The organism is Rothia sp. P100 (genome assembly GCF_023712425.1).
Taxonomy (GTDB): domain Bacteria; phylum Actinomycetota; class Actinomycetes; order Actinomycetales; family Micrococcaceae; genus Rothia; species Rothia endophytica.
Window position 1 is genome coordinate 579,937 of sequence record NZ_JAMAYG010000001.1, and the last position, 20,726, is coordinate 600,662.

The window sequence follows — 20,726 nt, forward strand, 5'->3', positions numbered from 1 at the left end:
AGGAACCCTATGCAGCATGTTTCCTGGTTCGATGCCCGCACCCTTTTGCACGCTGAAGGTAGCCTGCATGCAGCTGCCACAGAGCGGGTAGCGCTGTCTTCAGCCATCGGCAGGGTTCTAGCGGAGCCCCTGAAGAGTCCGCTACCGGTGCCCCACTATAATTCCTCTGCTATGGACGGCTATGCTCTGGCCGGCCGGGGCCCCTGGCAACTGCTTGCAAGCCAAGAATCCCAACCCGGCGAGAACGTCCACCGTAAAACCGTGCCACTTGAGGCAGGGCAGGCCACCCCTATTCTGACCGGTGGGCTCCTGCCACCCGGTGCGGACGCCGTGCTCAGGCTAGAACATGCCCGGCTGTCCAATGACGGCGACCTGGCTATGATTGAAGCCCTCCCCCACTTCTTTGAAAGATCCCCTCACCAGCAACCAGCAGTTGGCGACGATATTCGCCGCGCCGGTGAAGAACTAGCAGCCGGAGCCACGGTGCTAGCAGCCGGTATCCGCCTGGGTGCCCGCCATATCGGTTCACTGGCAACTCTGGGTTTCGATAGCCTGCCGGTCTATACCCAACCCACCGTGGCGCTAGCTTACACCGGCAACGAAATCATCACCGGTGGTCTGCCAGGCCCGGGCGAAGTACGCGACGCCTTCTCGCCCCAGTTCCCATTCATCATTGAATCTTTCGGGGCCAGAGTAACCTCTACGGTTCGTCTGCAGGACAGCGCCCCAAACTTCCACCACTGGCTGGACCACACAGCCGCCGATATCCTCATGCTCACCGGCGGTTCCAGCACCTCAGACGTAGACTGGGTACGCCGCGTCCTAACAGAACTAGGTGCTACCTACATCTTCGAATCAGTAGCTATCCGCCCCGGCCACCCGGCGCTCGCCGCCCTCCTACCGGACGGACGCCTGGTGTTAGGCTTGCCTGGGAACCCCCTAGCAGCCCACGTCGCCCTTTACTCTTACCTGCCCGCCGTCCTTGCCGGTATCTTCGGTCAACCACTAGCGCAGTTACCCACCGGAACCCTCACCGCAGCGGTCCCCGGTTACAGCACAAAAGATCTGCGTCTGATACCCGTGACCATCGAGGTAACACCGGGGGGCGTCCGTCTCACTCCACAAGATAAAACCCGCTCCCACATGCTGACCGGCTTCGCTTCAGCTGATGCGCTGGCACTGCTTCCTCCTGAAGGCGCAGAGGCAGAAAAAAACTGCCAATTTTTGGGACTACCCGTCTAAGCAGATGAAGGTGCCGCCATACTCCCGTACGCTCTCGGCACGCCCCTATACTGAAGAAGTACATTTTTTATCTATCAGCCAAGGGACACATGTCTCAGCCCAAACTCAGTGATGTTGCTGCACTTGCGGGGGTTTCTCCCACCACGGTGTCCCGTGTGCTCAATAACCGCGGCTACCTCTCAGAAAAAACCCGTTCCAACGTCTTCGAAGCAATGAAAACCCTGGGCTACCGGCCCAACGCGATCGCCCGTTCTTTGCAAGGCCGCAAGAGCCAGCTCATCGGTTTGGTTTTTCCTTCGGTTGCCCACCCCTTCTACGGTGAAATGGCCTACCGTCTGGAGTCCCACCTCGCGGATGCCGGCTACAAAACCATCCTTTGTAACAGTGGGGACCGACCAGAAGCTGAACAGCGCTACCTTGACATGCTACTAGCCAACCAGGTGGACGGCGTCATCACCGGCGCTCATTCCCAGCTGGTGGCCCAGTTCCCGCTCATGGGTGCACCCCTGGTCACCATCGATCGTGCTGAAACGGGCAAGGCTCCTAACGTGCGCTGCGATAACTACGACGGCGGTTACCGGGCTACTTCTCTACTGCTAGAACGCGGTGCGAAAGAGCCGGTACACATCACTTCAACTGCGTCTGAGGTTAACCTGCGACTGCGAGGCTACCGTGATGCCCTGGCTGAACACGGCATTACAGGCCGCACTCTCGAACTGGGGTTTGATACTCCCCACGCCCACAAAATGGAAATGATTGCCAGCTATCTCGACCAATACCCCACCCTCGATGCGGTCTTTGCGTCTAACGATATATACGCGGCAATGGTACTCAGCTGTGCCCAGAGGCTGGGCCTAGAAGTTCCCACGGACCTACAGGTGATTGGTTTTGACGGGGCTCCTTATACCCGCGCTATGCTCCCCCATCTAGCCACCGTGATGCAACCTATCGATGAGATTGCCCAGCGCGCAGTTGCGCGCCTACTCCACGCTATTGCAGGGAAGGAGGATGATCTGGACGGGGCTGACGTCCTACCGGTCAACGTATACGAGGGGAGCACACTGCGCCAGAAACAGCCCGACCGGGTCTCTTTAGACTAGCTTTCTAGCGCCCGGCAAGGTTATTTTTGGAGACCTGGGTGACCGGCGCCGGGTGCAACATCCCCAGAACCGGCTTACCACTCTTGAAGCGGAAGAGCTCCACAAAACCGTGCTGGGCGTAAAGTTTGGCGCTGCGATAAGTGGATGCTTCTAGGTAGGCAGGTAGCTCACCCAGCTGAGAGCGGCGGAAATCGAGCAAATGAGAACCGATGGAGTGCCCACGAGCGTCCTCATGCACACCGATGGTGTAAAGGAGCCAGTGAGGGAACTTGGGCCGCGCGGCGAGAAGTTTTAAATCGACAATAGCGGCTCGTAGTAGACCCGGCCCTAGAATCTTTGCATATTCGGGCAGTGACCTGATCTCATCCATCAAGCCGCCTTTCTGCCCCTCCGCAGAGAGCCAGAGAGCTGCGCCCAAGATCTTGCCTTCCTCGGTCACTGCCACATCAATGGTGCCCTTAGGGCCATAGGTGTGATGGATTTGGAAGCCGAAGAGGTCCCGCACCTTCTGGCTTTTGCCACCACCTCCCATGACGTTGTTCATCACCGGGTCATGCTCAAAAGCACTCGTGAGAGCGTCGATGACGCCTGGCCAGTCATCTTCGGTTGCCTGACGGACGGTAAAGGTATAGCGGTTTTCTTCTGCCATGGTTCTTTCCTCTGGTTCTCAAGGTGCACGTAATCCTGTAAATATTTCTAATTATCCACCGAGAGACCGTGCTAGGGGCATGACGCGCAAAAAACAAACTGGGCCCGGCTTGTAGTACAGCCGGGCCCAGTTCTTTACCGGTAAATAAGTAATTCTGGCGGTGAAATCTAGGAGGCAGGAACCCGCTTGGGGGCAGTTACTGCGACCAAAATGTCATCTAATACAACAGTGCTACTGGGAGCAACCGCCAGTTCTACTGAACCAATAGACTTCTTGGCATTGGTAATGACCAAAGGAGTCGTCAGAGGGTAACCTGCAGCGGCGATGGCGTCCATGTCGAACTCCACCAGCACATCCCCGCGCTTGACCTCAGCACCCTTTTCTACCTTGGGGGTAAAGAACTTGCCGTCGAGCTCCACGGTATCAAAGCCGATATGCATGAGCAGTTCAACGCCCTGTTCAGTGCGCATACCGATAGCGTGACCGGTGGGGAAAGCGACAGTAACTGTACCGTCTGCAGGTGCGTAGAGCTTGCCTTCAGTGGGCTCAACAGCTACGCCGGGCCCTAGCGCGCCAGAGGCAAAGGTCTGGTCAGAGACAGAGGCCAGGGGCAGGGCAGATCCCTTCATATGGGAGGTCAGCTCGTAACCGGGGGTGCTACTCGCAAGCACAGGAGCGGCGGTGGTATCAACGGTAGCCTTAGCAGCTACCCGCTTGCCGTAGATGAAGGTGGCAGCGGTTGCCAGAACGGTTGAAACTGCTACGGCCAGGAAGAAGCCAGGCCAGCCAGCACCATACTGAGTACCGATGGAAACAAAGCCAATCCAACCAGCAGCGCCGGGAGCCACCGCTTTAACACCCAGCAAGGCGATGATAGTTGAGCCAATTGCAGAAGAAACCATCGCGATGTAGAAGGGCCAGCGCAAACGCAGGTTAATGCCGAAGATAGCAGGTTCGGTAATACCCAAGAATGCTGAAGGCGCTGAGGCGCCTGCGATACCTTTGAGCTTTTCATCGCGAGTTGAAAGGTAAACGCCCAGTGCTGCACCGCCCTGGGCTACGTTAGCAACTGCAGCAGTCGCGAAGATAAAGGAGCCGCCGTTATCGAAGAGCATGAGCTCGATGGGCGGGAAGGACTGGTGCAGGCCGGTAATCACGATAGGTGAGTAAATAAGACCAAAGAGGAAACCGCCAACAGGGCCAGCGGTAGTGTACAGCCAGTTGATGCCGTCACCCAGCATAGTACCGGCTTTGAACATCACGGGACCAACAGCTAGGAAGGTAATAAAGCCGGTGATGAGCAAGGTGAGAGTGGGGGTAAAGATAAAGTCGATAACGCCCTTGAGAATCTTGTGGAAGAACTTCTCGACGTTAGCAAGAATGTACGCTACGAAAAGAATAGGAAGAACGGTGCCCTGGTAGCCTGCTTGTTGCACCTGGAGGCCGAAAACATCCCAGTAGGTCATGGTGCCATTTTCGAGGGCAGCGGCCACGTTGTAACCGTTGACCAGGGATGGGAAGACCATGGCTGCTCCCATGGTGAGGCCCAGGTAGGGGTTACCGCCAAAGACCTTGGTAGCCGAGTAGCCTACCAGCACAGGCAGGAAGGCGAAAGCCGCTGCCGAAAGTAGGTTAACGATTTCTGCGAAGCCAGCCCAAGAGGGGAACTGTTCAACCAGAGGAGCTGCGCCTTCACCCCAGAAGAGATCCTTTGAGGTTAACACGTTGTTCAGCGCCATGAGCATACCCGCGCCTACCAGCACGGGGATGATGGGCAAGAAGATATCGGAGACGGTTTTGAGGAAACGGGTGCCCAGGTTACCCTTAGACGCCGCCACGCTCTTAAGCTCATCCTTGGATGCCTGCTTCATCCCCTTGTTTACAAGGTGCTTATAGACCTCATTGACGTCGCCGGGGCCCACAATGATTTGGAACTGGCCAGCGTTTTGGAAGGTGCCCTTAATATCGTCATCGTTATCCAACGCAGTTTGATTGATTGCTTTAGGGTCTTTGAGCACGAGGCGCAGGCGGGTGGCGCAGTGGGCGCCTGCCTGGATGTTATGAACGCCGCCGACGTTGGCCAGCACGCGTTCAGCCACGGATTGATGATCCATGCCGTCTCCTTGGTGTATGAGCCACCGAGGTCAACCTGGTGGCAGGTGTGGTGATGTGAGCCAGATAATATGCCAATCGTTTGACATACTAGCATCTTTAGCGCGGTTCAGGCAGTGTTATGACAGAAACGAAAAAGCGCCGCTCCCTTCTATTTCTGAGAAGGGTGCGGCGCTTATGTGCAGGTTATATATCCCTATAACTAGTGATGGGGTTATCCCTTAGGTTCTACGGCGAGGAAAGCATCGCCTGCGGCTACCTGGCTGCCCACGTTGAGCGCCTGCACCGATGAGATGGCGGCCTTAGCGTTGGTAATAACCAGCGGGGTGGTAACAGGGTATCCCGCTGTCTTGACCTCTTCTAAGTCAAACTCCACCAGCACGTCTCCACGCTTGACGGTGGCTCCCTTTTCAACCTTAGCGTTGAAGAACTTACCATCGAGCTCAACGGTGTCAAAGCCTACGTGAATCAAGATTTCTAGACCGTCAGTGGTACGGATGCCGAAGGCGTGACCGGTGGGGAAAGCGACCGTTACAATGCCATCGGCAGGTGCTACTACGGTGCCGCTGACCGGTTCGATTGCCGCACCGGGGCCCAAGGCACCGGAAGCAAACATCTGGTCAGATACGCCCGACAGCTCTACCACGGTGCCTCCCAGGGGAGCACTGAGATCATTAGGAGCTACGGTCTGCACCGCAGGGGTTTCAGCCGGTAGTACTGGCGCAGGCTCTGCCTGCTCGTTACCGCCAAAGAGTTTTTTGAAAAAGCCTGCCACGGTGCACCTCATTTTCTATGGTTTGTGAGCTACCGCCTATGCGGTATCTTCTGTCACACTATCATTACTGATAAAAGGATTGCAGTTTTTTACCCGGCAACACTTGCCATAAAGTAACAAAAGTTTCGCCTGGCATCCACGAGGGGTTTACTCCGCGCGTCGAGCGAATTCTAACGAGAGCACCGCCCCCTGCACCCGGACGGTTCGCTTGCTACCGGTGAAATAAACCCGGGATGCAAAGGCAGCGGTCCCTCCGTCAACAAAAAACTCAGTAGCTGAGGCGTCAATGAGTAAATCGAAGGTACGTTCTGCGGCTTCTCCCAAGGTTCGGCGGCGGTCAGTGCCCCCCACCGTGTAGCGGGAACCTGCCCGGGAAAGGGCGGCACCGGTAGCATCTAGGGTGATGTCTAGAGCCTGCCCGGCGGCGTCTTCCACCGTGATATGGGCAGGGCTCTCTGCAACCCTCACGGTACCCCGTAGCCTAAAGACACGAGCATCCTTAGCTTCAACAATTTCTCCACCGGGCGCCGGGGTCACAGGCGCTGGATCCAGTATGCTATCAAGCTGGCGCACAGGGTTTTGCAGTAGCTGCCCACCGCGCAGGGTCAGGGTGCGAGGGTAGGTCTGCATGTGTACCCAGTGGTTTTCCCAGGAGGGCTGATCATCCTGGTCAGCATTACCCAGCCAGCCCTGCAAAACTGCGTGAGAACCGTCTGCTCCTACCCCGTGGAAGCACTGCGGGGCATAGAATTCGGTGCCAGAATCCAGCTCGGTGAAGGGAGTCTCGACTGTGAAGAGCAGAGTATCAAAGTTGAGGGTGCCCACCAGGTAGCCGGTCTGGAAGATATTGTTGTATTTCTCCCCGTCTGCTTCCATGCCCTGAGGGCTGAAGATGAGAACGTCCTTGAGCTGACCGTCGGTGTCACGCAGCTGAATCAGCCCCGGACACTCGTACATGTAGCCCATATCTGCCAGAGCAGGGTCGGTAAAGGAAATTTCGCCGGCGAAGACCCAGGTGCGGCGGTCGGTGGAGCGGTAAAGCACTACGGCACCGGTTTCATCCTCCCGCTGAGCACCGATAACGGCGTAGAAGTGTCCATCGCGTTCAAAGACATGGGGGTCACGGTAGTGAGCGGTGTAGCCAGCCTCTGGGCCATCAATCAGCACCTGCTGCTTGGTGAAGGTGGCGCCATCATCCTCTGAGGTAAACAGCACCTGGTAGGCTTCACGGTTACCCTGCTCATCTTTGACGTTGCCGGTGTAGAAGAATTCGAGGGTTCCGCCCTCGCCCACAAAACCGGAACCGGAATAGCAGCCGTTCTTGTCGAACCAGTCCGTGGGGGCGATGGTGGTGCCACGATCTTCCCAGTGAGTGAGGTCAGTGCTGGTGGCCTGACGCCAGAAGACGGCGCGGGTGGGGTGTACCGGTGAGTACTGGTAGAAGGCGTAGTAGACCCCGTCTTTATAGATCAGCCCATTAGGGTCATTGAGGCGGCCTACCGGGGGTGCAAGGTGTAGTGCCGGGTAGTCAGGGTCAGCAAGAACGGTTGCGTGGTGGTCTTGGTAGGCTTCTTCCGCCGCTGCCAGTAGGTCGGCGGCGTCAGGACGTCCGGGCTTTGTCACGGGACTGGTCTCCTTGGTGCGGGCCAGGCTCTTTCAAAGAAAAGAAAAAGTGGCCCGTATCTGTCAAACGATTGTTACAACCTAGCCTACAGCGCGCCCCCTCTAGCTCAGCCCTAGCCAGTGGCCACATTTTGCCTTAAATGCCGCAGGGGCGGCACTCCGAAAGGAGTGCCGCCCCTGCGCCAAAGATAAGAAAAGTTAGAAACTTTACTTGAGGGTAACGGTTGCGCCTGCGCCCTCGAGAGCTTCCTTAGCCTTCTCAGCGTCTTCCTTGGAAGCGCCTTCGAGGACAGCCTTGGGAGCTGAGTCAACGAGGTCCTTAGCTTCCTTCAGGCCGAGTGAAGTCAGTGCACGAACTTCCTTGATAACGCCGATCTTCTTATCGCCAGCTGATTCGAGGATAACGTCGAATTCGGTCTGCTCTTCAGCATCAGCAGCTTCGCCGCCAGCGGCACCAGCAACAGCAACGGGAGCTGCAGCGGTTACGTCGAATTCTTCTTCAAATGCCTTGACGAATTCTGAAACCTCAACGAGTGATAGTTCCTTGAATGCTTCAATGAGTTCTTCGATTGAAAGCTTAGCCATGAGATTGGCTCCTTCTTTTAATTCAGTTGCAAGCCTAAATTTTTCAGCCTGCGAGCTTGAAAATTATGCTGACCCATATGGGGCCAAAAGTCTATAAAAAGTGACAGACAACCGGGTGATTACTCAGCCTCGGGTGCAGCACCTTCCTGCTCTTCGAGCTTGATACGCAGAGCGTCAACGGTGCGAGCAACCTTAGCGATTGCACCCTTCGCGCCGCCTGCGACCTTTGCAAGAAGTACCTCGCGTGATTCGAGGCTTGCAAACTTGTTGATACCAGCTTCGTCGAGGGATTCGCCCTCGAAGTAACCGCTCTTAACGATCAGCTGGGGGTTAGCCTTGGCAAAGTCACGCAGACCCTTCGCAGCATCAATGAAGTCTCCCTTGATGAATGCGATTGCGCTAGGGCCGTGGAGCTGGCCATCGAATGCGTCGATGCCAACTTCCTTGGCCGCGATAGCGGTCAGAGTGTTCTTTACCACGGCGTACTCGGTCTCAGTGCCCAGCGCGCGACGAAGATCCTTCATCTGCGCAACGGTGAGACCACGGTACTCGGTGAGAATTACGCCGTTTGAAGCTTCAAGGAGTTCCTTGAGCTCGGAAACAGCAGCAATCTTTTCCTGTGTTGCCATGGTGTTCCTTCCAGTTCTTATCCCGCCGGGCTAACAAAAAATGCCCCGACGCGCAGGCATCGAGGCATAATACAGACCAGAAAATTTCCTAGTAAGTATTGTTTTATCGGCACCTACGCAGGTGGCTCCTTGTGAGCCCTTACCGTGTTCTTCCGTGAAGAAGGCACAGACCGGCGGTCTTTGGTTACTCCATCTAACCACGGATTACGGCGGCTAGGCAAGCTGTTTTTATCCTTAAGCGGGCTTAATCACGTTCTTTAACCTTATGCCGAGAAGAGATGAAGGCCAGCGGGGTCTATTTCCCCATTAAGGCGATGCCCCGTCTCCACATGCCGGCTTCCGGTGAGCAGGGCTGTCAGTACGGTGCCCTCAGGGATAGTAAGTTCTCCTGCATCAGTAGTGACCAGAGCATCCTGAACAACCTCTATTTCTACCCGTAGGCCAGCTGTATGCTGCCAGCTGCTGCGGACTACAGCGGTGAGGCTCCCCAGCTGATGACCGGGTGAAAAAGCAAAGGCGTTCAGTCCCGCGCGGACGGCCCGCCCCGCTAGCAGCGCATCAAACGAGTTGTAAAGAGGGAACACCAGGTGAGCTACTTCCGCAGAGGCAGGAGACGCCAGAAGCTGCTCTGGGGTGCCCACCTGGGCTAGACGTCCGCCCGATAAAACCGCTACCCGTTGGCCCATCTGGAGGGCTTCATTCTGGTCGTGGGTGACGTAAATACCGGTAAAACCTAGTTGCGTATGCAAAAGCTGCACATCAGAGCGAATACTGGCGCTGCTTGTTTCATCGACACTTGAAAGCGGCTCATCGAAGAGGACCACCGGTGTGAGCCGCACCAAAGCGCGGGCGATACCTGCCCGCTGTGCCTGCCCGCCCGATAGCTGAGTGGGTTTCTTCTTCAGATGGTCTCCCAACCCCAGGGTGTGCACCAGAGAGCTGTAATGCTCCCTGTCTAAAGGTGCAGACTTTTTGAGGCGAAAGGCAAAAAGGATATTCTCTTCAATACTCAGGTGGGGGTAGAGCACGGGTTTCTGAAAGACCAGGGCAGTTTGGCCCGGCTCTATAGCCTGCCCAGCGAAGCTGACGACGCCTGAATCTGGCTCTTCCAGCCCTGCAATAAGACGAAGCAGAGTAGATTTACCGGCTCCAGAAGCCCCCAGCAGGGCTAGCATCTGACCGGCAGGCAAAGATAGGTTAAGACCGCCTAGAACGATGGTGCCATCGTAGTTTTTACTGATACCGGTTAGGTGCAGTCCTGGTTGATTCATGGTCTCTATTATCCCCGAGCATGTGCACCTTATTGACGACTGTGCAGCCCTAAGAGGCACGTTGGGCGGCAAGGTGCACGATGACTAGCTCAAAACAAAGGCAGGCCCCCGCCTGAGCGGAAAGCCTGCCTCAAAGGCTAAGACTAGAAAACTAGACTTATGCAGCTACGGTCGCGGGGTCAACGGGGATGCCGGGGCCGAAGGTGGTTGCAACGGTAACCTTTGAGATGTAGCGACCCTTAGACGAAGAGGGCTTCAGGCGGTTGATCTCTTCAAGAGCTGCTTCGAAGTTCTCGGTCAGCTGCTGCTCGGTGAAGGAAGCCTTACCGATGATGAAGTGCAGGTTGGAGTTACGGTCAACGCGGAAGTCAATCTTGCCGCCCTTGATGTCGTTAACAGCCTTGGTGACGTCCATGGTCACGGTGCCAGTCTTGGGGTTAGGCATGAGGTTACGGGGACCAAGTACTTTACCCAGGCGGCCTACCTTGCCCATAAGGTTGGGGGTAGCAACCGCTGCGTCGAAGTCAACCCAGCCGCCAGCGATCTTTGCGATGAGGTCATCTGAACCAACGAAGTCTGCACCAGCTGCTTCAGCTTCTGCAGCCTTCTCGCCCTCAGCCAGAACAACCACGCGAGCGGTCTTACCGGTGCCGTTGGGCAGGTTTACGGTGCCGCGGACCATCTGGTCTGCCTTGCGGGGGTCAACACTCAGACGCAGTGCAACCTCAACGGTTGAATGGGGCTTCTCTGCTGCGATTTCCTTTGCAACTGCAATAGCCTCTGCGGGTGCGTAAAGCTTCTCCGCGTCGATTTTTGCTACAGCTGCCTGGTACGCTTTGCTGCGCTTTGCCATCTGCTTTTCTCCTTTGCAGGTGTGGTCTCTTATGAGCCGCGCTCGGCTCTGCCACTTGCCTTCCCCGTGGCCGGGGTTAGGCTTCTAATAATTTGTCTTGGGTGAGGCGGTAGCCTCGTCTCAGCGAGAGGCTGAGATTAGTCGATGGTGATACCCATTGAACGTGCGGTGCCCATGATGATCTTTGATGCTGCATCAAGGTCGTTAGCGTTCAGGTCATCCATCTTGGTCTGTGCGATTTCGCGCACCTGGTCCATGTTGAGTGAACCGACCTTCTGGGTGTGGGGAACACCGGAGCCCTTAGGAACGCCAGCTGCCTTCTTGATGAGCTGCGCTGCGGGAGGGGTCTTGGTGATGAAGGTGAAGGAACGATCCTCGTAAACGGTGATTTCTACGGGGATGATGTTGCCGCGCTGTGATTCAGTTGCAGCGTTGTATGCCTTGCAGAATTCCATGATGTTGACGCCGTGCGCACCGAGTGCGGGGCCAACGGGAGGAGCCGGGTTAGCAGCGCCTGCCTGGATCTGCAGCTTAATGAGGCCTGAGACCTTCTTCTTGGGAGCCATTCTTGGTCCTTTTCTTAGCTGGTGTACCGGCGCACAGGAGTATGCGTCGGCCGGTGGCGGCCGTGGCGCGGTCGCCTGTGTGGAGGCACCAAGCGTAGGTGCACACACAAACTTATATCTTAGTAGTTTTGCCGGCCTTAAGCTAGGTGGTCGCGGACGGCCAGGGCTAGCTCTTGCTCACAGCGGGAGCAAAAGAGCCGCTCCCCCAAACAGGGAAAGCGGCTCTTAAGCTACACCGAAAGGTCTTAGACCTTGGTGACCTGAGCGAAGTTCAGGGTCACAGGGGTTTCACGCTCGAAGACAGAGATGAGAACCACCAGCTGCTGTGAAGCAGCGTTGATTTCTGAAATGCTTGCGGGCATACCCTCGAAAGGGCCGTCCTTGACGGTAACTGCCTCGCCGATCTCGAAACCGGTTTCGACAACAGGCACAGCTGCCGGCGCAACACCGGCTTCAGCCTGCTCAGCTTCAAAGACAGGAGCCAGCATCTCAACAACTTCATCAAGGCGCAGGGGGACGGGGTTGTAGGCGTCCTGACCTACGAAGCCGGTCACACCGGGGGTATGGCGTACAACGCCCCAGCTTTCGTCAGTAAGGTTCATGCGCACCAGTGCGTAGCCGGGAATACGAACGCGGCGGACCATCTTCTTAGAAGTGTTCTTGACCTCCATGACCTCTTCCATGGGCACCTGAACTTCGAAGATATCTTCATCAGCGTTCAGAGTCTGCACACGGGATTCGAGGTTAGCTTTAACCTTGTTCTCGTAGCCGGCGTAGGTGTGAATAACAAACCATTCGCCTTCCTGGCGACGAAGCTTGGACTTGAATTCTTCAAGGGGATCAACGGTGGGCTCGTCGTTAGCCTCAGCGGCTTCAACTTCTTCAACCACTTCTGCTGCTGCAACTTCTACAGCTTCGTGGCCCTCTTCGGTTGCCTGCTGGGCAGGTTCTACAACCTCATCGGCTTCGTGCTGCATTTCCTGCTCGGACACGCTTTCCTGCTTTCATCTGTTGTCTATCGCGCACGTGCGCGTTCGTCTTGGTAAATGATTTTACGGGGTTAAGGCTGCTTTAGCCCAACTAAGCGGACCCTTAGGCTACGCCGTTACCGAAAATCCAGAAGGCTCCCTGACCGAAAAGGTAGTCAAGACCTGAAATCAGTAGGAGCATAAAGGCCACAAAGAGAAGAACGATGATCACGTACTGCACCAGTTCTTTACCGGTGGGTGTGGTTACTTTTTTGAGTTCGGCGATAACTTCGCGGAGGAACTGGAAGATGCGACCAAAGAAACCGGGGGTCTTTTCTACGCCATTTTCGTCAGAATCGGCGGTCCGAGCGGCGATTGATTTAGCCATATGGGGCCCGCCCCTTTCTACTTCTTACCTATGAACAGATATGTTCGGTTGAAAGAAAACCTGTGAGGCTTGAGCAGGGCGGACAGGACTCGAACCTGCAACCTGCGGTTTTGGAGACCGCTGCTCTACCAATTGAGCCACCGCCCTTTGAAAACATCTGTCTTCAAAGCGTCTGTACTTCTTAGGGCACAAACCAGCGTTGTTCGGTTGCGAACAACGGTACCTACTGTACATCATCTTTTCTTGCTTTGGCAAAACCTGGCTAGCAGGGTCATAAGTTCGGTGTTTATTAGCCAAAGCCCCCTATAAAGATGTACTCACCCGCTGGAACTCCTATGCTAGAGGTAAAGCCCCTCAGGCAAGCGACCACACCCCCGAGCCACCCTTTTATGGGATGAAAGCGAGATTCCCCAATGTCTGCCCGCGTTTCACGCCGTATTGGCGCAATCGCCCCCTCAGCCACTCTAGCCGTTGACGCCAAAGCCAAGGCGCTCAAAGCCCAGGGCCGCCCCGTCATCGGTTTCGGCGCCGGTGAGCCAGACTTCCCCACCCCGGCCTACATTGTTGACGCGGCTCGCGAGGCCCTGAACGACCCCGCAAACTTCCGCTACACCCAGGCAGCCGGCCTACCCGCCCTTAAGCAGGCCATTGTCGAAAAGACCAAGCGCGATTCCGGCATCGACATCGACGCTTCTCAGGTCATTGTGACCAATGGTGGCAAGCAGGCTGTCTACCAGGCTTTCGCTACCGTCATTGACGAAGGCGACGAGGTCCTACTCCCCGCCCCCTACTGGACCACCTACCCCGAGGCTATCCGCCTAGCTGGTGGCAACCCCGTGGAAGTTTTTGCGGGCAGCGACCTGGAGTACAAGGTCACCCCGGACATGCTTGAGGCTGCCTACACCGAAAAGACCAAGGCACTGATCTTTGTCTCCCCCTCCAACCCCACCGGTGCGGTCTATACCCCCGAGGAAACCAAGGCTATCGGTGAGTGGGCGCTGGAAAAGGGAATCATCGTACTGACCGATGAGATTTACGAGCACCTGACCTACGATGGCGTGCCCTTTACCTCCATTGTTGCTGCTGTTCCTGCTCTTGCCGAGAACACCGTCATCCTCAACGGTGTTGCAAAGACCTACGCTATGACCGGATGGCGCGTGGGCTGGATGATTGCCCCTACCGATATCACCAAGGCAGCGACCAACCTGCAGTCCCATATGACCTCCAACGTTAACAACGTAGCCCAGATGGCAGCTCTCACTGCCGTTTCTGGTTCCCTGGATGCCGTCCATGAAATGCACACTGCATTTGACCGCCGCCGCAAGGCTATTGTTGAAGGTCTGAACGCCATTGAAGGTGTGCACTGCCCCACCCCCAAGGGTGCCTTCTATGTCTACGCGGACGTCACCGGGCTGCTGGGCAAAGAAATTGCGGGCAAGCGCCCTGAAACTTCCGCTGAGCTGGCTGAAATCATTCTTGAAGAAGCCGAAGTTGCGGTAGTTCCCGGTGAGGCTTTTGGCCCTTCAGGCTACCTGCGCCTGTCCTACGCCCTGGGCGATGAGGACCTGACTGAGGGTGTAGCGCGTATTCAAAAGCTGCTGGGCACCGCCAAGTAGGAGACAGAGGTCCAAGACCGCTGATCAGCACAGCAAAAAAGCAAGCTGGCTGGGGCTGGCGTAAATCGCCTCGTGAGTGCCAGCGAACCGGGCGAGAGGGTCAGCTTGCTCTTGCTGTGCTGGTTAGCGGTCGAACTATTTAAATCTTGTTGGGGTGAGGTGCCAGCCTGCTTTTCAGCCTTAGCTCGCGACTTGCCAATAAAGTCGCTTTTGACCCTAAGGCAGAGGTTAGAAACATACAACCCAACCCAGCCCACAGCTACCCACTCAAGACCAAATTTACTAGAATAGAAACCAACAAAGACCAACATGTTTGAGGCAGGTTAACTGACTCGCCCCGATGCGTTGGTTATAGAAACCATCATTCCCTTTTCAGGAATATTTTAGGAGATCCTCCCATGAAGATCGGTCTGCTCACTTCCGGCGGCGACTGCCCCGGCCTCAACGCTGTTATTCGCGGTGCGGTGCTCAATGGTATCAAAACCTACGGTGACGAATTCGTTGGCTTCCGCGATGGCTGGCGTGGTGTTGTCGAGGGTGATTTCATGGACCTTCCCCGCACCAAGGTGCGCGGTCTGGCTCGTGTGGGTGGCACCATTCTGGGCACCTCCCGCACCAACCCCTTTGACGGCCCCAAGGGTGGTGCTGAAAAGATCGAAATTATGATGGAACGCAACGGCATTGACGCTATTGTTGCCATCGGCGGCGAAGGCACCCTGGCTGGCGCTAAGCGTCTGGCTGACGCTGGCCTCCCCGTGGTAGGCGTCCCCAAGACCATTGATAATGACCTGCAGGCCACCGACTACACCTTCGGTTTTGACACTGCGGTTTCTATCGCAACTGATGCTCTAGATCGTCTGCGCACCACCGGTGAATCTCACCACCGTGCCATGGTTGCAGAGGTCATGGGCCGCCACGTGGGTTGGATTGCTCTGCACTCAGGTATGTCCGGTGGCGCCCACGCCATTCTGATCCCTGAGGTCAAGGTTCCTATGGAAGAGGTAGCTGTCTGGGTTAAGGAAGTTCACGACCGCGGACGCTCCCCCCTGGTTGTAGTCGCTGAGGGCTTCATCCCCGAAGGCTTCGATGATGTTCTTGCCGGCAAGGGTGAAGAGAAGGACGGACGGCCCCGTCTAGGCGGTATTGGTGAGTACGTCACTCAGGAGATTGAGCGAATCACCGGTATCGAAACCCGTAACACCACTCTGGGCCACATCCAGCGCGGTGGTGCACCTACCGGCTTTGACCGTGTGCTCTCCACCCGCCTGGGCATTCAGGTCGTGGATATGATTCACGATAAGGAGTGGGGCAAGATGGTTGCTATGCAGGGCACCGATATCAAACGCGTTGATTTCTCAGAGGCACTGGACGGTCTCAAGACCGTTCCCGCCTACCGTTACGAAGAAGCTAAGGTGCTCTTCGGCCGCTAAGTAGCAAAACTAAGCAGAGAGAGAAGCCGTCTGCCCCCAAAGGGGCAGGCGGCTTTTCTAAAGCTGATAACTGTTTGAGAATGCTTCAAGCTCTCCGATTCAGGCAGTTAACCTCGGAAGAAGTCTCCCATGTTGCGACGGCCAGCCACCTGGCCGGCATCCGGAGCAACGATAACTGTCTGGGAGCAGGCGTAGTGGGTGGCGGGTGCCGGGTTGCCGTCCCCATCAAAATCACCGTCATCGATAGCGCGTAGCTCTGAGGCCGGGTCAACCGACCGCTTGAGCAGAGCCAGTGCAATGGGGCCAGCCTCATGATGCAGGGCAACCGAACTGATATAGCCCACCTTCTTCTCACCGGCGAAAACTGGGGTGCCCACCCGGGGCAGGGTGTGTTCAGAGCCGTCAAGATCGAGGAAGGTCATGCGGCGAGGCGGGTGGCCCAGGTTGTGCACGCGAGCCACGGTTTCCTGCCCCTTATAGCAGCCCTTGTTCATATGAACGGCTGTGCGCATCAAATCCAGTTCGTGAGGGATGGTGCGCTCATCAACTTCATTGCCTAACCGTGGCCGCCACGCCTCAATACGCAGAGCATCGGCAGCCCAGGAACCGGCGAGAGCCACCCCTTCGGTGGCATCCAGCAGCTGGTGAGAGGGCACGACAGTCAGGTACCAGCTGTAGCCAGAGCCGGGGTGCTCTACCCCTGCCTGTGTATAGGTGTAGCCGCCATCCGCCACACCGTTAGCCCATGGATCCTGCCAGACGATACCCTCGCGCAGGACAGCCGGCGCACTCTCAACGGTACGGGTGTCAAGGGTGCTGCCCAGTACCGCGTGGGTATCGGTGCGGTTAGTCACCTCAACCCGCAGCATAAACTTCATGCGCTCCAGGTAGGCGGTGAGCTCCGCGGCAGCCGACCTCTCAGTGATAAGCCAGACCGCGCCGTCGTTCTCCACCGCCGCAGCCCAGAAGTCAATGCGCCCCTGGGGCGACAGCAGTAGTAACTCAGCGCTCTGCGCCTCGTCTAGGTTGGTCAGCACTTGGCTAGAGAGGGTAGTGAGCCAGGATAGTCGGTCGGGCCCTTCCACCGTCACTACACCCAACTGGGAATAGTCCACCAGAGTCAGGTGCACCTTACGTGCCAGGGCGCGCTGTTCGGCGTTGGGATCCCCGTAATGGGCAGCGACGCCCGCGTCCGGCCCCAGGGCGCCAAAAGCACCCTTTCGGCTGAGCAGGGGGCTGCGGTAATCAGTCTTAGTCATGTTTTTACTTTTCCAGCCGGGTTTTACTTGGACTCGCCGTCGCCGGGTTCATCATCCAGGCTGCCAAACATGGTTGCACCCAAATCATCACCGGTCATGGACGAGGTCTTACGAAGCTCAGCCGAAGCGTGCTTCTCCAGCTTGCGGGTAACGGGGTTAGCTGTTTCCCAGTCCCACATGAGATTGCCGTTGACTAGACCCCAAAGACGCACCGAACCGGCGTACTCCTTGGTGATGTCATCCTGCAACATGTTGCCGGTCTGCAGGCGCACCACCGGCCCCTTGATCATACCCACGTAGTTCTCGGTGAGACCGCCAGGGTGGGCGATGGTGGCAAGGATGTTGAAGCCGTCATCCTCATTGCGCAGAGTTTCAACGGAATCTGCGTCCTTGTGGACGGGCACCACGTCAGCGGGTACAAGGCCCGGACCGACGTCCCCATCGACCTGGGGGCGGTCAATCTGCCAGAACCCAGTCTCGACGGTCAGCGGGCGCAGCTTTTGCCCCTGATCATCGAGTAAGAAGGACTCAGCACGGTACTCCACAAAAGGAAGGCCGTCTTGGGTGAAGGTAATAATCTGCCCGAAGGGGGTTTCCTCAGCTCCCTCATACCAGAGAGAACCGGTGCCTTCCCAGGTGCCCAGCAGCCAGGAGAGGGGCACGAGTTCAGGGGTGAGATTTGAAGGAATTTCAATAGCCATAGCCACCAGTTTAGCCCGGGGTGGGGCGCTGGTCAGCGGCTTAGGCGGCGGGCGAAACAGGGCTCAGGCTTCAAAAGCCGTTTACGGGTACGCACAAGACCCCGCGCAACGGTGCACGGGGTCTTGCGGTAAAGGGCTTGTTACTTCTGGCCGCGGAACAATCCGGTCAGCACAAAGCCGATGCAGGTGAAAATTGCTAGACCTGCCAGGCCCAAGAGGGTCAGAAAGAAGATTTCAAGTGCAAGAATACTCATACGGCTACCCTACCATGCGAGTGAGGAATGTCGCACATACGTAACCGATAACGCCAATAAATGCCACCGGTGTTACGCCCAGCGTAATAGCCCCGCGACGGGGGCCTTCTTTGGGGCCGGCAGAGATAACGCGTACCCCGATGAGGCCCAACAGCACACCAACGATGATGCCAATGGAAACCACAGGCAGGCTACTGTTTTCAAGACGGGTCAGGGCAGCAAGCCCTACCCACCCCGCGACTGATACCGACGCCAGCACCCCGGTAACACAGCTAATCACTGACTCTAGGCGTCCCACTGCCCCTTCACCGCGCATCAGCTCTACCAGGAAGCTGGCAACAACACCCACAGCTGCGATGGCTGGTAGGGCCTCAAGGGGAAGGGGACCTTCAGTGAGCCAGGAATATAGCACAGAGGTGGTGCCTGCCAATAAAACAATGACCGAGTGAGAGGTAATACGGGTACGGCCTCGCAGCTCGGCAATACCCGTTGCCGCTGGCCACCCGCCAGCGATAAAGAGAACGGCGATAAAGCCCACGAGAGCAGCAGCCCAGGGCGCGATGGAGGCGGCAAGTACTAACCCCACCAGGGTTACCACCGCAGAAATGGCAACCAGCAGGTAGCGCGAACGCGGTGTAGCCCCAATTTTCCCCAGGGGACCCTCATAAACCGTTTTTTGACGGGCTCGGCGTAGCCTACTCAACTCTGGCACGAAAGTGCGCATGGCTCGGGTGGAGGTGGGTTCTTTGGTAGACACAGGGGCCGTTCTTCTTACGTAGTGGGGTGCGCGTTCAGTATTCATATCATCTTCCCGTATACCGAACCTTTTTATCAATGTTTGGGTGAGGCGTTTTATACTTACTGTTGGAGCGTTGAGCGCGCAGAAAGGCTGTGAGCGGTATGGTGCAGATTGTTCTGTTGAGCGATTCGGCGGTTGAGGGCAGCGATGTCGCCCCGTCCCTAGGTCTACTAACTCACGGTCTGACCGTCTTGCCGCTGAACGCAGCAGCGCCAGTGGTGAGCTCGCATTCACCCGATGTGGTGATGGTGGACGCCCGCGAGCAGCTGGTAGCTGCCCGCAACTGCGCCCAGTTGCTCAAAGGTACCGGTTTAACGACTCCCTTGATGATGGTACTCACCGAAGGCGGTCTAGCCGCTGTCTCAGCACAGTGGATGGTAGATGACATCATGCTGGCCAGTGCTGGGCCAGCGGAGTTAGAAGCCAGGCTACGTTTACTGGTGACACACAGCGCACCGGCAGAAACCCCGAATGAAACCGTGATTCGTGCCGGCGGCGTCACGGTGGATGAAGCCTCTTATTCCGCGCGTTTGCAGGGTTCCCCTCTCAACCTGACCTATAAAGAGTTCGAGCTTCTGAAGTTCTTGGTGCAGCATCAAGGGCGTGTTTTCACCAGGGCCCAGTTGCTCTCCGAGGTGTGGGGGTATGACTACTACGGTGGCACCCGCACCGTGGACGTCCACATTCGTCGTCTGCGATCCAAGTTGGGCCCTGATCATGAGCAGCTCATCACCACGGTCCGCAATGTGGGTTACAGCTTCAATTCCCCCCGACTCACTGATCGTTAGACGGGGTTCGCGATAAATCTTTGACCTATTTTAGGCAAACCCACCTCGTAAGCGGGGGGCCGCTGCTAGTAGAGTGGTTTTAGGTAAAGAAGTGCAGGAGGACACACCAGTGAGTTCAATAGATTTTATATGGCAAGAACCGAGCAGTGAGACTGTCGAGCGGCTTGAAGCCCTAGCCCAACGAGCCTTTAGCATTGATGAGGCTCAGCCCTTCTCGGAACAGACCCTGGTTGAAGCCCGCAAGTGGTCTCGCGGGGAGAGTAGCGCAGTGCGCATTCTCGAAGTGTGTGAGGCTGGCGAAACCAGAGGTTTTGCCGCTCTGGTCACCGATGGTGATAGCTGTCTTCTTGAGGCCGCAGTGGATCCCTCAGCCCGCGAGCGCGGCCTGGGCACAGCCCTCATTACCGAAGCCTTGACGCGGGTGGATGGAGAGGTAGCCGCCTGGGTGCACGGTGGACCTGATGCTTCAAGTTCTGCAATGATTTCAGCCCAAAAGCTGGCTAAGAGCCAGGGATTCGTGGCTCAGCGTGAGCTTTTCAAGATGGGGCTTGCCTTGACTGATGAGACACGTGCGAGCATCCTCGCTGCAGCTGAGGCTGCTCCTCTACCTGCTGACATCACCTTGGAGACCTACACCGAGAAGGACGCCGGCGGCTGGGTAGAGGCTAATGCAACGGCTTTTGCTGACCACCCAGAGCAGGGAAAGCTGACCCTCAAAGATCTTGAGGAACGTACCGGTTCTGATTGGTTCAGAGCCGAGGGTTTCTTCTTAGCCAAAGATGGTACGGGGAGCATTGCCGGTTCCCACTGGACCAAGATTCCGCACCACCAGACCGGGGTGCTAGAGGGGGAGGTCTATGCCGTGGGTGTTACTCCTGACTGGCAAGGCAAGGGGCTAGGACGGTCGCTGACTCTAGCCGGTATGGCATATCTAGCGCAGACTGACTATGCCCCGGGTAAGAAACTCGACCGGATCGTGCTTTACGTGGATGCAGAGAACTCCCCTGCTGTTACCCTTTACCGCTCTCTCGGTTTCTCACCGCTGACGATTGATCGCCAATATCTGGCTACCACAGAACGCTAAACTTCATTCAATCCCACACAGTAGGAAAAGGACT

The 20,726-nt window shown here is 56.7% G+C and carries 20 protein-coding genes and 1 tRNA gene; 6 read left to right on the forward strand and 15 right to left on the reverse strand.

Annotated elements, in window-relative coordinates; all coding sequences use genetic code 11:
• Positions 1-9: 9 nt before the first annotated feature.
• Positions 10-1,242 carry a molybdopterin molybdotransferase MoeA gene (locus M3668_RS02670; RefSeq protein WP_251379262.1) on the forward strand — a complete coding sequence of 411 codons (1,233 nt, stop codon included), beginning with the start codon at positions 10-12 and terminating at the stop codon, positions 1,240-1,242.
• A gap of 89 nt (positions 1,243-1,331) precedes the next feature.
• Positions 1,332-2,342 (forward strand): LacI family DNA-binding transcriptional regulator, encoded by a 1,011-nt coding sequence (locus M3668_RS02675; RefSeq protein ID WP_251379263.1) that lies wholly within the window; start codon positions 1,332-1,334, stop codon positions 2,340-2,342.
• Positions 2,343-2,346: 4 nt separating this feature from the next.
• Here M3668_RS02675 and M3668_RS02680 read toward each other — a convergent pair whose 3' ends face one another.
• The 12 genes from M3668_RS02680 to M3668_RS02735 all read right to left on the reverse strand — a co-directional run bounded on the left by M3668_RS02680 (position 2,347) and on the right by M3668_RS02735 (position 12,908).
• Positions 2,347-2,991: a GNAT family N-acetyltransferase gene (locus M3668_RS02680; protein WP_251379264.1), complete on the reverse strand. Its 645-nt coding sequence runs from the start codon at positions 2,989-2,991 to the stop codon at positions 2,347-2,349.
• A gap of 167 nt (positions 2,992-3,158) precedes the next feature.
• Positions 3,159-5,105 carry a sucrose-specific PTS transporter subunit IIBC gene (locus tag M3668_RS02685; protein WP_251379265.1) on the reverse strand — a complete coding sequence of 649 codons (1,947 nt, stop codon included), beginning with the start codon at positions 5,103-5,105 and terminating at the stop codon, positions 3,159-3,161.
• Between the two features lie 212 nt (positions 5,106-5,317).
• The gene (locus tag M3668_RS02690) at positions 5,318-5,878 is read right to left on the reverse strand and encodes a PTS sugar transporter subunit IIA (RefSeq protein ID WP_251379266.1); all 561 of its coding nucleotides are present in this window, start codon (positions 5,876-5,878) and stop codon (positions 5,318-5,320) included.
• Positions 5,879-6,025: 147 nt separating this feature from the next.
• The gene (locus tag M3668_RS02695; protein WP_251379267.1) at positions 6,026-7,501 is read right to left on the reverse strand and encodes a glycoside hydrolase family 32 protein; all 1,476 of its coding nucleotides are present in this window, start codon (positions 7,499-7,501) and stop codon (positions 6,026-6,028) included.
• A 207-nt stretch (positions 7,502-7,708) separates the two neighbouring features.
• A complete protein-coding gene (gene rplL, locus M3668_RS02700) occupies positions 7,709-8,086 on the reverse strand; it encodes a 50S ribosomal protein L7/L12 (protein WP_251379268.1) in 378 nt (125 codons plus the stop codon).
• Between the two features lie 119 nt (positions 8,087-8,205).
• The gene (gene rplJ / locus M3668_RS02705) at positions 8,206-8,715 is read right to left on the reverse strand and encodes a 50S ribosomal protein L10 (RefSeq protein WP_251379269.1); all 510 of its coding nucleotides are present in this window, start codon (positions 8,713-8,715) and stop codon (positions 8,206-8,208) included.
• Positions 8,716-8,978: 263 nt separating this feature from the next.
• The gene (locus M3668_RS02710; protein ID WP_251379270.1) at positions 8,979-9,986 is read right to left on the reverse strand and encodes an ABC transporter ATP-binding protein; all 1,008 of its coding nucleotides are present in this window, start codon (positions 9,984-9,986) and stop codon (positions 8,979-8,981) included.
• Positions 9,987-10,143: 157 nt separating this feature from the next.
• Positions 10,144-10,839 carry a 50S ribosomal protein L1 gene (gene rplA / locus M3668_RS02715; protein WP_251379271.1) on the reverse strand — a complete coding sequence of 232 codons (696 nt, stop codon included), beginning with the start codon at positions 10,837-10,839 and terminating at the stop codon, positions 10,144-10,146.
• Between the two features lie 137 nt (positions 10,840-10,976).
• Complete coding sequence (gene rplK, locus M3668_RS02720; protein ID WP_251379272.1) at positions 10,977-11,405, reverse strand: 50S ribosomal protein L11; 429 nt, start codon at positions 11,403-11,405, stop codon at positions 10,977-10,979.
• Between the two features lie 245 nt (positions 11,406-11,650).
• Positions 11,651-12,397, reverse strand: a complete 747-nt coding sequence (gene nusG / locus M3668_RS02725; protein WP_251379273.1) for a transcription termination/antitermination protein NusG — start codon at positions 12,395-12,397, stop codon at positions 11,651-11,653.
• Between the two features lie 100 nt (positions 12,398-12,497).
• Positions 12,498-12,761, reverse strand: a complete 264-nt coding sequence (gene secE / locus M3668_RS02730) for a preprotein translocase subunit SecE (RefSeq protein ID WP_251379274.1) — start codon at positions 12,759-12,761, stop codon at positions 12,498-12,500.
• Between the two features lie 74 nt (positions 12,762-12,835).
• Positions 12,836-12,908 (reverse strand) — tRNA-Trp (locus M3668_RS02735).
• A gap of 266 nt (positions 12,909-13,174) precedes the next feature.
• On the opposite strand from M3668_RS02735, the gene M3668_RS02740 reads away from it, so the two are divergent.
• Positions 13,175-14,377, forward strand: coding sequence for a pyridoxal phosphate-dependent aminotransferase (locus M3668_RS02740; RefSeq protein ID WP_251379275.1), 1,203 nt, complete (start codon positions 13,175-13,177; stop codon positions 14,375-14,377).
• Between the two features lie 398 nt (positions 14,378-14,775).
• Complete coding sequence (locus tag M3668_RS02745) at positions 14,776-15,807, forward strand: 6-phosphofructokinase (protein WP_251379276.1); 1,032 nt, start codon at positions 14,776-14,778, stop codon at positions 15,805-15,807.
• A gap of 107 nt (positions 15,808-15,914) precedes the next feature.
• On the opposite strand, the gene ygfZ is transcribed toward M3668_RS02745, so the two are convergent.
• From ygfZ to M3668_RS02760, 3 genes are all read right to left on the reverse strand, one after another.
• Complete coding sequence (gene ygfZ, locus M3668_RS02750) at positions 15,915-17,066, reverse strand: CAF17-like 4Fe-4S cluster assembly/insertion protein YgfZ (protein WP_251379277.1); 1,152 nt, start codon at positions 17,064-17,066, stop codon at positions 15,915-15,917.
• 23 nt (positions 17,067-17,089) lie between these two features.
• Positions 17,090-17,767: a heme-binding beta-barrel domain-containing protein gene (locus M3668_RS02755; protein WP_251379278.1), complete on the reverse strand. Its 678-nt coding sequence runs from the start codon at positions 17,765-17,767 to the stop codon at positions 17,090-17,092.
• Between the two features lie 258 nt (positions 17,768-18,025).
• On the reverse strand, positions 18,026-18,778 hold the full coding sequence (locus M3668_RS02760; protein ID WP_251379279.1) for a hypothetical protein: 753 nt from the start codon (positions 18,776-18,778) through the stop codon (positions 18,026-18,028).
• A gap of 143 nt (positions 18,779-18,921) precedes the next feature.
• Between M3668_RS02760 and M3668_RS02765 the strand changes: the two genes are divergently transcribed.
• Together M3668_RS02765 and mshD are read left to right on the forward strand one after the other, a co-directional pair.
• Entirely contained in the window at positions 18,922-19,608 is a 687-nt protein-coding gene (locus tag M3668_RS02765) for a response regulator transcription factor (RefSeq protein ID WP_251379280.1), read from the forward strand.
• Positions 19,609-19,717: 109 nt separating this feature from the next.
• The gene (gene mshD, locus M3668_RS02770; protein ID WP_251379281.1) at positions 19,718-20,692 is read left to right on the forward strand and encodes a mycothiol synthase; all 975 of its coding nucleotides are present in this window, start codon (positions 19,718-19,720) and stop codon (positions 20,690-20,692) included.
• The last annotated feature ends 34 nt before the right edge of the window (positions 20,693-20,726 follow it).

Coding starts and splice junctions, on each gene's coding strand:
- M3668_RS02765 (WP_251379280.1), top strand. CDS start 18,922: ATGGTGCAGATTGTTCTGTTGAGCGATTCGGCGGTTGAGGGCAGCGAT.
- rplA (WP_251379271.1), bottom strand. CDS start 10,839: ATGGCAAAGCGCAGCAAAGCGTACCAGGCAGCTGTAGCAAAAATCGAC.
- M3668_RS02745 (WP_251379276.1), top strand. CDS start 14,776: ATGAAGATCGGTCTGCTCACTTCCGGCGGCGACTGCCCCGGCCTCAAC.
- M3668_RS02680 (WP_251379264.1), bottom strand. CDS start 2,991: ATGGCAGAAGAAAACCGCTATACCTTTACCGTCCGTCAGGCAACCGAA.
- M3668_RS02755 (WP_251379278.1), bottom strand. CDS start 17,767: ATGGCTATTGAAATTCCTTCAAATCTCACCCCTGAACTCGTGCCCCTC.
- M3668_RS02710 (WP_251379270.1), bottom strand. CDS start 9,986: ATGAATCAACCAGGACTGCACCTAACCGGTATCAGTAAAAACTACGAT.
- M3668_RS02685 (WP_251379265.1), bottom strand. CDS start 5,105: ATGGATCATCAATCCGTGGCTGAACGCGTGCTGGCCAACGTCGGCGGC.
- ygfZ (WP_251379277.1), bottom strand. CDS start 17,066: ATGACTAAGACTGATTACCGCAGCCCCCTGCTCAGCCGAAAGGGTGCT.
- M3668_RS02740 (WP_251379275.1), top strand. CDS start 13,175: ATGTCTGCCCGCGTTTCACGCCGTATTGGCGCAATCGCCCCCTCAGCC.
- secE (WP_251379274.1), bottom strand. CDS start 12,761: ATGGCTAAATCAATCGCCGCTCGGACCGCCGATTCTGACGAAAATGGC.
- M3668_RS02675 (WP_251379263.1), top strand. CDS start 1,332: ATGTCTCAGCCCAAACTCAGTGATGTTGCTGCACTTGCGGGGGTTTCT.
- rplL (WP_251379268.1), bottom strand. CDS start 8,086: ATGGCTAAGCTTTCAATCGAAGAACTCATTGAAGCATTCAAGGAACTA.
- rplK (WP_251379272.1), bottom strand. CDS start 11,405: ATGGCTCCCAAGAAGAAGGTCTCAGGCCTCATTAAGCTGCAGATCCAG.
- M3668_RS02670 (WP_251379262.1), top strand. CDS start 10: ATGCAGCATGTTTCCTGGTTCGATGCCCGCACCCTTTTGCACGCTGAA.
- rplJ (WP_251379269.1), bottom strand. CDS start 8,715: ATGGCAACACAGGAAAAGATTGCTGCTGTTTCCGAGCTCAAGGAACTC.